This window comes from Rhodovarius lipocyclicus (assembly GCF_009900765.1).
Lineage (GTDB): Bacteria > Pseudomonadota > Alphaproteobacteria > Acetobacterales > Acetobacteraceae > Rhodovarius > Rhodovarius lipocyclicus.
Genome location: NZ_JAAABL010000001.1, coordinates 36,236 through 52,487 on the forward strand (window position 1 = coordinate 36,236; position 16,252 = coordinate 52,487).

Below are 16,252 nucleotides of genomic sequence, written 5' to 3' on the forward strand. Positions count from 1 at the left end.
GCGTCAGCCTTCGAGCGGGAAACGGGAATGGGGAAAGCCCGGCAGGGCGGGCGGGTGGAACACGGCATCGTGCAGGCTGGCCGGCGGCAAATCGCCGGAGGCCAGGGCCGAGGCCGGCACGAAGCGGCTTTCGAGCATCGCGCGGGTGGCGGCCGGGTTGGTCGCGGCGCGGGTTTCCACCACCAGGCGGGGATGCACCAGCAGCACATCGCCCTTGGAGAGCAGCTGCGGCGCCGGCTGGCTACCGCGCGCCCGGGCCAGGGAGGCCACAGTCTCTCCGTAATTGGCCAGGTGCGGGCCCTCGCCCAGCAGCAGCACGTTGCGCAGCCCGCAATCCAGCGGCGCCATGGTGTGGGAGCGCGGCCAGATCACCACGGGCCCGGCATCGGGGGTCACATCCTCCAGCGCGGCGAAGGCGCGCACCACGGAACCGGCGCGCGGGCCGTGGTGGAACGGAAAGGCCTGGCGCGGCGCCTCGGGCCGGGCCACCAGCCGCAGCAGGGAGGTCTCCAGCCCCGGAGCCTCCTGATACAGCTGGCGCAGGAAGGCGGTGACCGGCTGGGCCAGCGCGATCCCGGCCACGGCGGCGGAGGCCGCGTGCAGATCGACGAAGCCCAGCTCCCGCGCCGGGGTGCGGGCCAGCCAGTCCGGCAGGGGCATGTCGGGGCCCGCGGGCGGGCGCACGGGCACCGGCAGGCGCTGTGTCCAGCAGGTGGTCAGATCCCGCAGGGCGGCGGCGGCCAGCGCGGGCGCGAAGGCCCAGCGCAGCACCAGGAAGCCTTCCTGGCGCCAATGCGTCAGCGCCGCGCCCATGCGTTCGTTGATCTCGCCCAGTTCCAGGGCGGCGTCGATCAGGGCCTCGGCATTGGGCGTATCCACCCAGGGGCTGCCCTCATCCAGCCCCGCGGCATCCAGGAAGGGCGCGGTACCGATGCGATAGGGCATGCCCGGAATATCCAGCCCCAGCTCCACATCCACCAACCGCACCACATGCTGGCGGCCGTCGCGCAGGCCATCGGGCAGGGTGAAGGTGAAGGCGCAGCAGCCATCGCCCAGCCCCGCATCCAGCAGGTCCTGGCGGAACTGCTCGGCGGGCTTTTCCTCCACCACGGTGCGGTCCACTTCAAGCCGCACGCGCCTGCGGCGCAGCGGATGCAGCGGGTCCAACGCCCAGCCCCCCAGGGAGCGATCGGAAAAGGCATCGAAACGGCCCCTGAACCGGGTCTGGCGGGTGGCGTTCTCGATGTCGAACAGCATGCGGGGGAAAACTCCAGCAGTGGAAATTGAGTGCCTCGGGGCCACCTGCCGAGGGAGAGGCAGCCCGCCCGCAAACTAGGCGCCCGGCTGCGCCAGGGTCAATTCATCGCAACGGCTTATGGCGTTGCCCTATCCCCGGGCGCTCTGGCTTCAGGTATAGCATTGCGAAGCAACAGCCCAGGGGCCAGGGAAGAACTCATGTCCATCCATGCCGCGCTGCGCCATCGTACCAGCTATACCTATGACCGGCCGGTTTCCCTGGGTCCTCAGGTGATCCGGCTGCGCCCAGCCCCTTATGCGCGCACCCCGATCCTGGCCTATTCGCTGAAAATCACCCCGGCGAAACATTTCATCAATTGGCAGCAGGACCCGCAGGGCAACTTCCAGGCCCGGGTGGTTTTTCCCGAAAAGGTGACCGAGTTCTCGGTGGAAGTGGATCTGGTGGCGGATATGGCCACGCTGAATCCTTTCGATTTCTTCCTGGAACCCGAGGCCGAGAACTTCCCCTTCGCCTACGACCCCGTGCTGGATGAGGAGCTGGCCCCCTTCCGCAAGGCCGCCCCCATGGGTCCGCTGCTGAAGGCCCTGCTGGCCGAGGTGCCGCGCGAGAAGAAGCGCACCGTGGATTTCCTGGTCCAGATCAACCAGATGGTCCAGAGCCGCATCAGCTACATCGTGCGCATGGAGCCCGGCGTCTGGACGCCGGAGCAGACGCTGACCGAATGCCGGGGCTCCTGCCGGGATTCGGCCTGGCTGCTGGTGCAGCTGATGCGCAACCTGGGCCTGGCCGCGCGTTTCGTGTCCGGCTACCTGATCCAGCTGGTGGCGGACCAGAAGCCCGTGACCGGCCCCGAGGGCCCGACCTCCGACTTCACCGACCTGCATGCCTGGGCCGAGGTCTATCTGCCCGGCGCCGGCTGGGTGGGGCTCGATGCCACCTCCGGCCTCATGGCCGGCGAAGGCCACATCCCTCTGGCCGCAACGCCCGAGCCGCAATCCGCCGCCCCCATCTCGGGCCTGGTGGAGAAGGCGGAGGTCGAGTTCGGCTTCGAGATGGAGGTGACGCGCCTGCGCGAAACCCCGCGCGTGACCAAGCCCTATACCCCCGCACAATGGGCCGCGATCGACGCGCTGGGCCAGAAGGTGGACGCGGCGCTGAAGGGCAGCGACGTGCGCCTGACCATGGGCGGCGAGCCGACCTTCGTGGCCGATACCGACCGCGACGCCGCCGAATGGAACACCGACGCCATGGGCCCGACCAAGCGCGCCTATGCCGGGCGGCTGCTGCGCCGCCTCGCGCCACTGTGGTCGCCGGGGGCGGCGCTGACCTATGCCCAGGGCAAGCAGTATCCGGGCGAGCAATTGCCGCGCTTCGCGCTGTACTGCCATTGGCGCGCGGATGGCGTGCCGGTGTGGAACGATGCCTCTCTGCTGGCCAGCGACGACGACACGGATGACGCGACGCCCGCCGACGCCGCCCGCTTCGCGGAAATCCTGGCCGAGCGGCTGCAGGTGGAGCCCGAGCTGGTCCGCCAGGCGCATGAGGACATCCACTACTATCTCTGGCGCGAAAGCCGCCTGCCGGCCAATGTGGTGGCCGAGGACAGCAAGCTGCGCGACCGGCTGGAACGCGAGCGGATGACGCGGCTGTTCCGCGGCGGGCTCGGCGCGCCCACCGGCTCCGTGCTGCCGCTGCGGCGGGTGATGGAGGGGGGCGTGCGGCGCTGGCAGTCCGGCCGCTGGTTCTTCCGCGACGACACCATGTTCCTGATCCCCGGCGACAGCCCGATGGGCCTGCGCCTGCCGCTGACCTCCCTGCCCTGGATCGACCCCTCCCTGATGGCGCTGGAGGCCGAGAGCGAGGCCGACCCCTTCGCGCCCAAGGGCGAGCTGCCCACCGAGGCGGAGCTGGGCGCCCTGCGCGGCAAGGGGCCCTTCCCCACCGCCAAGGAAATCTCGGCCCATGCCGAGGACGTCGCCGCCCGCCGCCAGCTGGCGCTGCGCAAGGCGATGGGGGAGGCTCTGGCCGAGGGCTACACCCAAGGCACCATCGAGGGCTTCCGCCCGGTGCCGCAGCCTATCCCCGACGCGGCGCTGGACCCCGGGCTGGTGCGCACCGCGCTGTGCGTGGAACCGCGCGGGGGCATCATCCACCTGTTCCTGCCGCCGCTCTATGCCGCCGAGGACTGGCTGGACCTGCTCGCCGCCATCGAGGGCACGGCCGCCGAGACCGGCCGCAAGGTGATCCTGGAAGGCTACCTGCCGCCTTCCGATGAGCGGCTGCCGCATTTCTCCGTGACGCCGGACCCGGGCGTGATCGAGGTGAACATCCACCCGGCGCTGAGCTGGGACGAGATGGTGACCCGCACCGGCCAGCTGTACGAGGAAGCGCGCCAGGTGGGACTGACCGCCGAGAAGTTCATGCTGGACGGCAAGCATGTGGGCACCGGCGGCGGCAACCATGTCGTCATGGGCGGCGAGAGCGTGGAGGAAAGCCCCTTCCTGCGCCGGCCGGACCTGCTGAAGTCGCTGCTCGGCTTCTGGCACAACCACCCGAGCTTCTCCTACCTGTTCTCCGGCCTGTTCATCGGCCCCACCAGCCAGCACCCGCGCATCGACGAGGCGCGGCAGGACAGCGTGCGGGAGCTGGAGATCGCCTTCGGCGAGGAGGCCAAGCACACCCCCACCCCGCCCTGGATGGTGGACCGCCTGTTCCGCAACATCCTGGTGGACATGACCGGCAACACCCACCGGACCGAGTTCTGCATCGACAAGCTCTACAGCCCCGACTCAACCTCGGGCCGGCGGGGGCTGGTGGAATTCCGCGGCTTCGAGATGCCGCCGCATGCGGAAATGAGCGCGGCGCAGATGCTGATCGCGCGCGCCGCGGTCGCGGCCTTCTGGACCCGCCCCTATGAGCGCCGGCTGATCCGCTGGGGCACGCGCCTGCATGACGGCTTCATGCTGCCCCATTACTGCGAGGCCGATTTCCGCGACGCGCTGGAGGATCTGGCCCAGTTCGGCTTCCGGCTCGATCCCTCCTGGTTCGCGCCGCATGTGGAATTCCGCTTCCCCAAGATCGGCGAGACCATGCTGCGCGACATGGGGCTGGAACTGCGCCACGCGCTGGAGCCCTGGCATGTGCTGGGCGAGGAAGCGACCGGCAGCGGCACCGCGCGCTATGTGGACAGCAGCGCGGAGCGCGTGCAGCTGCGCGTCACCAACTTCTCCGCCGAGCGCTACAAGCTGGCGGTGAACGGGGTGGAAGTGCCGCTGACACCGACCGAGCAGGTGGGCGAATTCATCGCGGGCGTGCGTTTCAAGGCCTGGGGGCCCTACTCCGCCCTGCACCCGACCATCAAGCCGCAGACGCCGCTGGTGGTGGATATGGTCGATACCTGGAACGGCCGCAGCATCGGCGGGCTGACGCACCATGTGGCGCATCCGGGCGGGCGCAACTACGACACCTTCCCGGTGAACGCCAACGAAGCGGAGGCCCGCCGCCGCGCCCGCTTCTTCGCCTTCGGCCACACCCCGGGGCCGATGCAGCCGCGCCCGGCCACCCGCAGCGCCGAACATCCGCTGACCCTGGACCTGCGCGCCTACAGTTGAGCGTGACACAGCGCGAAGGGCGGATAATGTAACGTCCTTCGCGCCGAATCGGGGGTGGATGGCGGAGCCCATGGGGTTTCCGCTAAAGGGAGCGGTATGTTCAGCTGCGCTGTAAAATTTCAGAAGGGCCATTCAGCGCGCCTTCCCCTTCTCCCGCGCCGGGCCTGCCGGCGGCCGGGGGTCTGATGCTGGACGAAATGGTGGATGGCGGGGGGCAGATCAGGCCCCATTGGCGCGGCCTCATCGGTGCGGTGGGCGGTTTAGGCAAGCCGCAGCTGGAGGAACGGGCCGCCCGCCTGGCCCGCGCGGCCGAGGAGGAGGGCATCGCCTCCATCCTGCCCGGCATCACCGGCACCGAGACCGGCTGGCGCTGCGACCCCATCCCCCTGCCCATCACGGCGGGCGAATTCGCGGCACTGGAAGCGGGGCTCGCCCAGCGCGCGCGCCTGCTGGAGGCGATGCTGGCCGACATCCATGGCCCGCAGCAATTGCTGAAGGAAGGGCTGCTGCCGCCAGCGCTGGTCTTCGCCAACCCGAATTTCCTGCGCCCCTGGCGCCACGCCACCAACCCGCCGCACCGGCCCATGCTGCACCTGTTCGGCGCGGACCTGATCCGCTGCCCGGACGGCATCTGGCGCGTGGCCAGCGATCGCACCGGCATGATCGGCGGGCTGGGCTACGCCCGCGAAAACCGCCGCCTGATGAACCAGGCGATGGCCGAGGCGCTGGTGGCCGTGAAGCCCCGCGCGCTGACCAATTTCTTCGAGCTGTGGCAGGAATCGCTGCAGCGCCTGGCCCCCGCCGGCCGGCCGGCCCCGGCGGTCGCGCTGCTCTCACCCGGGCACACCCAATCCCATTGGTTCGAGCACGTGGTGCTGAGCCGCGAGATCTCCGCCGCATTGGTCGAGGCCGGGGACCTGACGGTGCGCGGCGGGGCGCTGTATCTGAAGACGCTGTCGGGGTTGCAACCCGTCGATGTGCTGCTGAACCGCACCGAGGGTGCCTCGCTCGACCCGCTGGAATTCCCGGCGGCGCATGCGGCGGCGGGCGTGCCCGGGTTGCTGGATGCGGCGCGACATGGGGCGCTGACGGTGCTGAACGCCCCCGGCGCGGGGCTGGCCGAAAGCCCGGCGCTGATGGCCTTCCTGCCCGCCCTGTGCCGCCGCCTGCTGGGCGAGGAATTGCTGCTGGAAAGCCTGGAGACCCATTGGCTTGGCTCGCCCGGCGCGATGGACCGCGTGGCGGGCGCCGAGGGGCAATGGCTGCTGCGCCCGGCCACCGATGGCGCCGCCCAGTCCGTGCCGATGACGGGGCCAGAGGCCGTGGCGCGCGCGGCCAATCCCCGGGGCTTCGCGGCCACGGCATGGCCGGTGTCCAGCCAGGCGCCCAGCTATGGCGGCCATGGCCTGGCCCCCATGCAGGTGATGCTGCGCCTGTTCGCCATCAGCGACGGCCAGTGCTGGCACGCCCTGCCCGGCGGCTTCGCGCGCACGCTGGAACCCGGCCAGCCCGTCACCGGCCGCCTGCCCCAGAACGGCCTGGCCAAGGATGTCTGGGTGCTGACCGAGGACGAGGCGCCGATCCGCGGCCCCGGCCCGCAGGCCCTGCCGCCGCTGCCGATCCGCCGCAGCGCGGGGGCGCTGCCGTCGCGCGTCGCGGACAACCTGTTCTGGCTGGGCCGCTATGTGGAACGGCTGGACCGGGCCGCGCGGCTGATCCGGGCCACGGCCGCGCGGCTGCGGCGCGGCGCCGCCCTGCCGCACGAAAGCGCCGAGGTGATGGCCCTGGCGCGCTGCCTGCGCGATGCTAGGCTGATCGGCGAGGAAGCCATGCCCACCCTGGCCGGGGCCAGCAGCCTGGGCGGCGCGATCGGGCGCGCGGCCATGCCCGATGGCGCCGTGGGCCAGCTGCAGGCGCGCGTCGCGGGGCTGGCCGGCATGGTGCGGGACCGCCTGACGGCCGACATGCACACCAGCTTCACCCAGGCCCTGCGCGCCGCCCGCACGGCGGGCGAGGCAGCGCATAGCGGGCTCGACGCCGTATCCCGCGCCATGGTGGCCAATCTGCGCTTTACCAACGCCCTGGCCGGCGTGGCGGCCGAGAACATGGTGCGCGGCGGCGCCTGGCTGTTCCTCGACCTGGGCAGGCGGGTGGAGCGCGGGCAGAATGTGCTGTCGGAGATCGAGCTGATGCTGAAGGTGCCGCCCGCGCGGGTGGAGCCCGGGCTGCGGCTGATCCTGGAACTGTGCGACAGCGTCATCACCTATCGCTCGCGCTATCTGGCGGTGCTGCAGCCCGCGCCGGTGCTGGACCTGGTGCTGGCCGACCCCTCCAACCCGAGAGGGCTGGCGTTCCAGCTCGCGGCCATCCAGTCCGCGCTGACCGAGGTGGCGGTCGATGCCGAGGACAGCCTGGCCGAGGAAGCGGCCACCCTGCGCCGCCAGGTGGATGCGATGGTGCTGGATGTGCTGGGCAGCCGCGACCAAGCGGTGGCGGCCAGCGCCCTGCCCCCGCGCCTGGCCGCGATGGCCGAGGCCCTGCGCGCCCTGTCCGATGCCATGACCCGGCGCTATTTCGCGCTGCTGCCCCCGGCCCGCGCCCTGGGCCTGGATGAGGCGACCGAGCCCGCGGACGTGCTGCCATGATGTTCTGGGTGCGCCATGTCACGGCCTATACCTATTCGGACCCGGTGGATCTCTCGACGCATCTGCTGCACCTGAAGCCGCGCGCCCTGCCGGGGCAGCGGGTGATCCAGGCACGCATCCGTGCCCTGCCGGCCCCCGACCACGTGACCGAGACCCACGATCATTTCGGCAATGCCGCCACGCGGCTGTACATCGCCCGCCCGCACATGCATTTCGAGGTGCATGCCGAGGCGCTGGTCGAGGTGGACCTGCCCACCCCGCCCCCGCCCGAAACCACCCTGCCCTGGGAGGAAGTGGCGCGGCTGGCGGCCGAGGGCGCCGGCGAATGCGCCATGGCGGCCGAATTCTCCTTCGGCAGCGCGCAGGCGCCGGTGCTGGCGGCGGCCACGGAATTCGCGCGGGCCTCCTTCCCGCCCGGCCGGCCGATCCTGGCTGGGTTGCTGGACCTGAACAGCCGCATCATGCGGGAATTCACCTTCCAGGCGGGCGTCACCTCCATCTCCACCCCGGTGGAGGAGGTGCTGCGGATGCGGCGCGGCGTGTGCCAGGATTTCACGCATCTGATGCTGTCGGCGCTGCGCGGGCTGGGCCTGCCGGCGCGCTATGTCTCAGGCTACATCCGCACCCGGCCGTTGCCGGGGCAGCAGCGCAGGCGCGGCGCCGACCAGTCCCATGCCTGGGTGGGCGCCTGGATGGGGCCGGACCATGGCTGGGTGGATCTGGACCCGACCAACAGCCTGGTGGTGAAGGAAGAACACGTCGTGCTGGCCCATGGCCGGGATTTCCAGGATATCTCGCCGGTACGCGGCGTGATCCTGGGCGGCGGGCAGCACCGGCTGAGCGTGAGCGTTGATCTGGAGCCCGAAGGGGGCAATTAGCGCTCCCAGCGCCCCTCACGCCAGGTCAGCCGCAATTCGCCGGGGGCGGCGGGGCCCGTCACCGGCTCGCACACCGGGGGCACGCGCCAGCGGGCGGCGTACATGGTGTTCACCGGGCGCGGCGTTTCGCTGATCAGGGCCAGCAATTCCACGATCGCCTCGCGCGTTTCATCGTCCCGCGGGCCGGTGCAGGCCCAACTGGGGATGATGGTCACGCGGGTGGCGGCGGCGATGGCGGGGCGCAGGGCCTCGGCATCCAGCCGCCAGGCCGGGCGCTGGGCGGCCCAGGCGGCGAAGGCCGCGCGCTGCGGCGCCGCGTCGATGAACTGCACCACCGCCAGGGCGGCCAGCGCCCACACCCCGGCCTTTCCGGCGCGCGAGAGCAGCACCGCCGCCCCCAGCAGCAGCGCCGCGCCCACTGGCCAGAAGAAACGACCGGAGGCACGGAACTGTTCCAGCGCGGCGGGGGGCGTGCCCAGGTCCAACAGCACCGCATGGCCCGCGCCCACCCGGGTGGAAACCGCCAGCAGCACCAGCGCCGAGCACACCAGCACCAGCCCCGCATGGGCGCGCAACCCGCCCAGCACCGCCCGGCCATGCCTGAGCACAACCAGAAGGAGAGCCAAAATCAGGCCGGTACCGAGCCAATTATATCCCTCCCATCCGCCATGGCCGGTGGCGTCGATCTCGGTACCGACCAATCCGCCCAGAAAAAACGACCGGAACGGCCATATAGGTGACAAAAGATTCAGGGCGAAGGCGCCATACCAGCGCTGCCCGTCCCCCGTCGCGCCGAGATAGCCAAACCCCGCCATGATGCCGAGCACCAGCGCCAGCGCCGCCGCCAGCCCCAGCCCGGCGCCGAGAAACCCGCGCCCGCGCAGCAGCAGCGTGGCGGGCACGGCGGCCAGCAGCGCCAGCGTCATCACCGCCAAATACGGATGGATCAGCAATGTGGCGCCCTGCAGCAGGATGGCCGCGATCCACAGGCCCAGCTTGCGCGGGCGCTGCGCGTCCACCAGCCGCAGATACAGCCCCAGCCCGAGCCACAGCACCGCCTGCCCGCACAGCGCCGCATGGCCGAAGCGCATGATGAAGGCGGGCATGGAAACGGCGGCCACCGCCACGGAAAGCAGCGGCAGAAGGCGCCTTTCGCCCGCCCCCGCCATGGCCCAGGCGGCGGCCGGCGGCAACGCCGCCCAGGCCAGCGCATACCACAGCCCGATGCCATGGAAGCCCGGCGGCAACACGCCGCGCAACGCCTTCAAAGGCAGGGCCAGCAAGGGAATGCCGTCGGCGAAGGCCAGGTTCAGCCCGCCCATCAGCCCGATATCCAGCGGCGGCCAGCCCCAGCCGGAGGCGATGAAGAACCGCTGCGCCACCGCGTGCTGCGCGGCATCGCCCACCGGCCGCCAGGGCAGCCCAGCGCCGGGAAACAGGAATGTGGCAGGCAGCAACAATGCCGCCATACCGAGGCCGAAAAGCCCGGCGAGGATCAGGGCCATGACGAAGGAAGGTTTCACACCGCACAGGTCGCATCCTGTGGCCCGCACGGCAAGAGTCAGGCGCCCTGCCCATTATCCATGCCAAAAAATGTTGCTTGCCACAATTTCGCCCCAACCTGACCACGCGGTTGCCCGTTACTTCCCTCAAATGAAGCATGCCGGAGGGAGCTTCCCCCGGCAGTACAAGGAACCGGATCGGTAGCCATGCCTGGCCTCGACACCTTTTCTGCCTCCCTCGCCCCCGAAACGCTGACGCGCCAGTCCCCCGCCATGGCGCTGCCGGCCTTCCCGGGCCGCGCGCCCCTGGGCGCCGCCATGAAGCGGGCGATGGACGTGCTGGGCGCCGGCGTGCTGCTGGCGCTGCTGGCCCCGGTCTTCCTGGTGCTGGCGCTGCTGGTCCGCCGCGATGGCGCCCCCGCCTTCTACGCGCATCAGCGCGTGGGCCTGAGCGGGCGGATGTTCGGCTGTCTGAAGTTCCGCTCCATGGTGCGGGACAGCGACGCCCGGCTGAAGGCGCTGCTGGCCAGCGACCCCGCGGCGCGCGAGGAATGGGAAGCCACCCGCAAGCTGCGCAACGACCCGCGCGTGACCGCCGTCGGCAACTTCCTGCGCAAGACCTCGCTGGATGAGCTGCCGCAGCTGATCAACGTGCTGCGCGGTGAGATGAGCCTGGTCGGCCCCCGCCCTGTCACCGCGACGGAGCTGGCCACCTTCTACGGCCCGGCCGCCTCGCTCTATGCCTCGGTGCGCCCGGGCATCACCGGCCTGTGGCAGGTCAGCGGCCGCTCCGAGACCAGCTACGCCCAGCGCGTCGCCCTCGATGTGGACTACGCGGCCCACCCCTCCCTGTGGACCGACATCAAGATCCTGCTGCGCACCCCGGTTGTGGTTGTCGCCCGCAAGGGCGCGGTCTAAGCACCGCATTTACCCCGGCGGTTTCATCCGCCGGGGGCTAAGAATTCCCCTGAAAAACTTGTAGGAAGCCGTCATGACGACGGATGCCGCCACCCGCGCCGGAGCCGGAAGGCTCGTTTCCGGCGTGGTGTGGAACGCGCTGGGCCGGGGCCTGCCCCTGCTCATCGCCCTCCTGCTCACGCCTGTGCTGCTGCGCCTGATGGGCGTGGAACGCTGGGGGCTGTTCACCCTGGCGCTGGCCATGGTGGGGGTGATGGGCGTGCTGGACCTGGGCGTGGGCCCGGCGCTGACGCGCACCCTCTCCACCCGCATGCATGAGAATACGGCGGAACAGCAGGCGGCCCTGGTGCGCGCGGGGATGGCGGCGCTGGGCGGTGCCTCCGTGCTCGCCACCGCCGCGCTGTGGTTCGCGGTGCCCGCCATCGTCACCCATGCGCTGAATGTGCCCGAGGCGCTGCGGGCCGAGGCCTCCGCCGCCATCCGCGTGCTGGCGCTGGCCATTCCGCTGGTGGTGGTGAATGCGGCCCTGTGGGGGGTGCTGGCGGCCTATCAGCGCTTCGCCTCGGCCAATCTGGTCACCGTGCCGGTGAACCTGATGTATTACCTGGGCCCGGTGCTGACCCTGCTGGTGTGGGACGACCTGTCGGGCGTGATGTGGGCGCTGGTCGCCTGCCGGGCGGTCAACACCTTCTCCTATCTGTGGCTGGTGCGGCGGGACCTGCCGACGCTGTGGCACGGCCTGCCGCGGATGCGGCTGGCGGCGCCGCTGCTGAAGCTGGGCGGCTGGATCACCTTCGCCTCCGTCACCGGGCAGGCGCTGCTGTATGCCGACCGCTTCCTGATCGGCGCGCTGGTGACGCTGACGGCGGTGGCCTATTACGCCACGCCGCTCGACCTGGTGATGCGGCTGTGGATTTTGCCGGTCGCGGTCTCCCAGGCGCTGCTGCCCGCCATGTCCAGCGCCTATGCCACATTGCCCGAGACGACGGCCGCCCTGCTGCGGCGCGGCGGGCTGCTGATCCTGCTGCTGGTGTTTCCCGCCGCCGCCATCCTGGCGGGCGCAGGGCATGAGGTGTTGTGGCTGTGGCTGGGCCGCGAGATGGCCGATGGCGGCGGCGCCGTGCTGGCGGTGCTGGCCGTGGGCGGGCTGTTCTCCTGCTTCGCCTATGCGCCCAATGCCTTGCTGGAGGCGATGGGCCGCCCGGATGTGACCGCGCGCTTCGTGCTGGTGCAGGTGGCGGTGTTCCTGCCGCTGTCGGCCGGCGCGCTGTTGCTGGCGGGCATTCAGGGCGCGGCCCTGGCCTGGGCGCTGCGGGTGGTGGTGGATGCGCTGGGCAAGCTGTTCTTCGTGGCCTGGCTTTACCCGAAATCGGCCCGGGCCGTGCGCGCGCTAATCGCCCCGCTGGCCGTGGCGGGGATGACGCTGGCGTTGCTCACCTCGATCGGCGGCTGGCTGGAAAAGGCGATCGTGCTGGCGGTGGGCGGCGTGGCGCTGTTGGTGCTGTGCTGGCGCGCGCTGGAACCGGAGGAACGGATGGCCCTGCGCAACCCGCGCGGCTGGCGGGGGTTGATGCGCGCATGAGCACCCCCCTGTTCATCAATGGCCGCTTCACCACCCAGGCCATGACCGGGGTGCAACGCTTCGCGGCGGAGGTGACGGCCCTGCTGCCCGATGCCACGCCGCTGCTGCCCGCCGGCACCCCGCCCGGCCCGCTGGGCGGCAGGCCCGTGGGCCGGCGCACCGGCCAGGCTTGGGAGCAACTGGAACTCGGCCGCGCCGCGCGGTCGGGCCTGCTGCTGAACCTGGGCAACACCGCGCCGCTGTTCCGCCGCGGGCGGCAGGCGGTGGTGATCCATGACGCGGGCGTGTTCGACACGCCCGAGAGCTACTCCCTGCCCTTCCGCCTCTGGTACCGCACGCTGCATTGGGGGCTGGCGCGCAATGGCTCGCGGCTGATCACGGTCAGCCGCTTCTCCCGCACGCGCCTCGCCCTGGCGCTGGGCGTGCCGGAGGACCGCTTCGGCGTGGTGCCCGAGGGCGGCGAGCACATCCTGCGCCAGGAAGCGGACATCCAGGTGCTGGCCAAGCACGGGCTGGAACCCGGCCGCTATGCCCTGGCCGTGGGCACCCGCGCCGCGCACAAGAATCTGGCGGCACTCGAAGGCGCCGCCGCCCTGCTGGCGCGGCACGGCATGGCGCTGGCGCTGGCCGGCGCGCGCGATGCCAGCGTGTTCCGCGCCCAGGGTGCGGAGGCCGCCCGCCCCCTGGGCCGGGTTTCCGACGCAGAGCTGCGCGCGCTGTACGAAAACGCGCTCTGCCTGCTGTTCCCCAGCCGGTATGAGGGCTTCGGCATCCCGCCGCTGGAGGCGATGTGGTGCGGCTGCCCGGTGCTGGCGAGCCAGGCCGGCGCCGTGCCCGAAGTGTGCGGCGACGCCGCCTTGTGGTTCCCGCCCGACGCGCCGGAGGCCATCCCGGCGCAGCTCGAACGCCTGATCACCGAACCCGGCCTGCGTGAGGGGCTGGCCGCCGCCGGCCGCGCCCGCGCGCAAGGCTTCTCCTGGCCCGAGGCCGCGCGCCAGGTGCTGGCCCTGGCGGAGGACGCCCGATGAAAATCGCGATTGTTCACGAATGGCTCGACACTTACGCAGGCTCCGAGCGCGTGCTGGAGCAGATGCTGATCGCCTTCCCGGAGGCCGATCTGTTCGCCCTGTGCGACTTCCTGCCGGAGAATGAGCGCGGCTTCCTGAACGGGCGCGTGCCGAAGACCAGCTTCATCCAGCGCATGCCCTTCGCGCGGAAGCGGTTCCGCAACTACCTGCAACTCATGCCCATCGCGGTCGAGCAGTTCGACCTGGCTGGGTATGACGTGGTGCTGTCCTCCTCCCACGCCGTCGCCAAGGGGGTGATCACGGGGCCGGGGCAGAAGCATATCAGCTACGTGCATTCCCCCATGCGCTACGCCTGGGATCTGCAGGGCCAGTACCTGCGGGAAGCCGGGCTGACGCGCGGGCTGAAATCCATCTACACGCGCTGGCTGCTGCACAAGATGCGCCTGTGGGACCAGGCGAGCGCCGCCCGTCCCGACGTGCTGCTGGCCAATTCCAGCTACATCGCGGAACGCATCGGCAAGGCCTGGGGCCGGTCCGCCCAGGTGCTGCACCCGCCTGTCGATCTCGACGGTTTTCCGATGCAGCGGGAGAAGGCCGGGCATTTCCTCGTTGCCTCCCGCCAGGTGCCCTACAAGCGAGTGGAGCTGGTGGTCGAAGCCTTCAAGGGCATGCCGGACCTGACGCTGAAGGTGGTGGGCGATGGCCCCTCCGGCCCGCGGGTGCGGGCGGCCGCCGCCGGCGCGCAGAATGTGCAGGTGCTGGGCCGGGTCTCGCGCGGGGAGCTGGTGGGGCTGACCCAATCCGCCCGCGCCTTCGTCTTCGCCGCCGAGGAGGATTTCGGCATCGCGATGGTCGAGGCCCAGGCCGCCGGCACGCCGCTGATCGCCTATGGCAAGGGCGGCGCCGTGGACATCGTGCGCCCGGGCGAGACGGGGCTGCTGTTCCCCGAACAATCCGTCGCCAGCATCCAGGCCGCCGTTCGCGCCTTCCTGGCCGGGCCGCCGCTGTCGCCCGAGGCCTGCCGGGACAATGCCTCCCGCTTTTCCGAGCAAGGTTTCCGCAAGGCCTTGCAGGAGATGGTGGGGACATGACCCGCTTCTCCTTGATCGTCGCCACCATGGGGCGCGACGCCGATATCGCCGTGCTGCTCGATTCCGTGCTGGCCCAGGCTTGGCCGGATGTGGAGATCATCATCGTCGACCAGAACCGGGACGAGCGGGTGGCGCCGATCGTCACGGCCTATGAGAAGCGGCTGCCGATCACCCATCTGCGCACGCCGCGTCCGCACGCCAACGCGGCGCGCAATTTGGGCCTGTCGCGCGCGGGTGGCGATGTGGTGGCCTTCCCGGATGATGACTGCATCCTGCCGCCCGGCACGCTGGCCAAGGTGGACCGCGCCTTCGAGCATGAGGGGGTGGATGTGCTGACCGGGCCCGCCGCCTCGCCGGCCGGGGGGCTGGGCTCCGGGCGCTGGAACCCCGAAAGCGCGCCGATCACCCTGGCCAATGTCTGGACCAGCGTCATCGAGTTCAACCTGTGGCTGCGGCGCGAGGTGGCGCTGGAGCTGGGCGGCTTCGACGAGAAGCTCGGCCCCGGCAGCGTCTATGGCAGCGCGGAGGGCAATGACCTGGTCGCGCGCGCCATCCGCGCCGGGCACAGCACCTGGTACGAACGCCCGCTGGAGATCATCCACCCCGACAAGAGGCTGTCGGATGTGGCGACGGCGCGGGCCTATGCCTATGGCGCGGGGCTGGGCGTGGTGCTGGCGCGGCACCGCCCGGCCTTCGGCGTGTGGTTCGCCTTTTTCTGGCGGCCGCTGGCGGGGGTGGTGGTCTCCCTGCTGCGTGGGCGGCTGCATCACGCGGGGTATTACTGGCAGACCTTCCGGGGGCGGCTGATGGGCTTCCGCGCCCAGCCCGGGCTGGACGGCGCCCCATGAACATCACCATCGGCATCGCCACCCGCGGCCGCCCGGCCATCTTGGCCGAGGTGCTGGCCGAGCTGGACCGCCAGACCCGCCCGCCCCAGGCCATCATCATCTGCCCCGTGGGGCCGGAGGATGTGGCGGGCATCCAGGAGCGCTTCCCCGGCGTGCGGATCATCCAGTCCCCCGCCGGGCTGACGCGCCAGCGCAACGCCATCATGGATGCCGCGCCGGATGCCGATGTCATCCTGTTCCTGGACGACGACTTCCTGCCCGCGCCGGAGTGGCTGGAAGTGCTGGACGCCGTGATGCGGCGAGAGCCCGATTGCGTGGTTGCCACCGGCACCGTCATCGCCGATGGCGCCAAGGGGCCGGGGATATCGGTCGAGGATGGCCGACGCATCCTGGCCGCCGACCTGCCGCCCGCCGACCCGCTGGCCACGAGCCCGCATTTCAATGGCTATGGCTGCAACATGGCCATCCGCATGGCGCCGGTGCGCGCCCATGGCGAGCGCTTCGACGAGGCCCTGCCCGCCTATGGCTGGTATGAGGATCTGGATTTCACCCGCCGCCTGCTGCCCTACGGCACCATCCGGCGCCTGGCGGGCGCGCGGGGCGTGCACATGGGCGCCAAGGTGGGGCGCACGCCGGGGCGCAAGCTGGGCTACAGCCAGGTGGTGAATTCCATCTATCTGGCGCGCAAGGGCAGCTATCCGTGGTCGCACGCGCTGCGCAGCGCGGGGCGGCACCTGCTGATCAACGCCCTGAAATCCGCGCGCCCGGAGCCCGAGGTGGACCGCTGGGGCCGCTTCCAAGGCAATCTGCGCGGGCTGTGGCATGTGCTGACCGGCCAGGCGAGCCCCGGGCGGATCAGCGAGCTGTAGCGTCTGATCGCCTCGGGTTGAT

11 protein-coding genes are annotated in these 16,252 nt (G+C 71.0%); 9 read left to right on the forward strand and 2 right to left on the reverse strand.

Translation table 11 applies throughout. The features are described from left to right. Nucleotides 1–3: 3 nt before the first annotated feature. Nucleotides 4–1,257 (reverse strand): phytanoyl-CoA dioxygenase family protein, encoded by a 1,254-nt coding sequence (locus tag GT007_RS00180; RefSeq protein WP_160119549.1) that lies wholly within the window; start codon nucleotides 1,255–1,257, stop codon nucleotides 4–6. Between the two features lie 198 nt (nucleotides 1,258–1,455). Between GT007_RS00180 and GT007_RS00185 the strand changes: the two genes are divergently transcribed. From GT007_RS00185 to GT007_RS00195, 3 genes are all read left to right on the forward strand, one after another. Continuing rightward, nucleotides 1,456–4,869, forward strand: a complete 3,414-nt coding sequence (locus GT007_RS00185) for a transglutaminase family protein (RefSeq protein ID WP_160119550.1) — start codon at nucleotides 1,456–1,458, stop codon at nucleotides 4,867–4,869. Between the two features lie 185 nt (nucleotides 4,870–5,054). Next, the gene (locus tag GT007_RS00190; RefSeq protein ID WP_160119551.1) at nucleotides 5,055–7,514 is read left to right on the forward strand and encodes a circularly permuted type 2 ATP-grasp protein; all 2,460 of its coding nucleotides are present in this window, start codon (nucleotides 5,055–5,057) and stop codon (nucleotides 7,512–7,514) included. Then, complete coding sequence (locus tag GT007_RS00195; protein ID WP_160119552.1) at nucleotides 7,511–8,392, forward strand: transglutaminase family protein; 882 nt, start codon at nucleotides 7,511–7,513, stop codon at nucleotides 8,390–8,392. The genes GT007_RS00190 and GT007_RS00195 overlap by 4 nt, the downstream gene beginning before the upstream one ends. On the opposite strand, the gene GT007_RS00200 is transcribed toward GT007_RS00195, so the two are convergent. Further along, complete coding sequence (locus GT007_RS00200; protein WP_160119553.1) at nucleotides 8,389–9,915, reverse strand: DUF6311 domain-containing protein; 1,527 nt, start codon at nucleotides 9,913–9,915, stop codon at nucleotides 8,389–8,391. The genes GT007_RS00195 and GT007_RS00200 overlap by 4 nt on opposite strands. A gap of 186 nt (nucleotides 9,916–10,101) precedes the next feature. On the opposite strand from GT007_RS00200, the gene GT007_RS00205 reads away from it, so the two are divergent. The 6 genes from GT007_RS00205 (at nucleotide 10,102) to GT007_RS00230 (ending at nucleotide 16,230) form a co-directional block, all read left to right on the forward strand. Continuing rightward, nucleotides 10,102–10,812, forward strand: coding sequence for a sugar transferase (locus GT007_RS00205; protein ID WP_160119554.1), 711 nt, complete (start codon nucleotides 10,102–10,104; stop codon nucleotides 10,810–10,812). Nucleotides 10,813–10,885: 73 nt separating this feature from the next. Further along, nucleotides 10,886–12,394: a flippase gene (locus tag GT007_RS00210; protein WP_160119555.1), complete on the forward strand. Its 1,509-nt coding sequence runs from the start codon at nucleotides 10,886–10,888 to the stop codon at nucleotides 12,392–12,394. Continuing rightward, a complete protein-coding gene (locus tag GT007_RS00215) occupies nucleotides 12,391–13,422 on the forward strand; it encodes a glycosyltransferase family 4 protein (RefSeq protein ID WP_160119556.1) in 1,032 nt (343 codons plus the stop codon). The genes GT007_RS00210 and GT007_RS00215 overlap by 4 nt, the downstream gene beginning before the upstream one ends. Continuing rightward, nucleotides 13,419–14,513 carry a glycosyltransferase gene (locus GT007_RS00220; RefSeq protein WP_160119557.1) on the forward strand — a complete coding sequence of 365 codons (1,095 nt, stop codon included), beginning with the start codon at nucleotides 13,419–13,421 and terminating at the stop codon, nucleotides 14,511–14,513. Before GT007_RS00215 ends, GT007_RS00220 begins: the two co-directional genes overlap by 4 nt. Further along, nucleotides 14,510–15,361, forward strand: coding sequence for a glycosyltransferase family 2 protein (locus GT007_RS00225; protein ID WP_160119558.1), 852 nt, complete (start codon nucleotides 14,510–14,512; stop codon nucleotides 15,359–15,361). Before GT007_RS00220 ends, GT007_RS00225 begins: the two co-directional genes overlap by 4 nt. Next, a complete protein-coding gene (locus tag GT007_RS00230) occupies nucleotides 15,358–16,230 on the forward strand; it encodes a glycosyltransferase family 2 protein (protein ID WP_160119559.1) in 873 nt (290 codons plus the stop codon). The genes GT007_RS00225 and GT007_RS00230 overlap by 4 nt, the downstream gene beginning before the upstream one ends. Nucleotides 16,231–16,252: the final 22 nt, after the last annotated feature.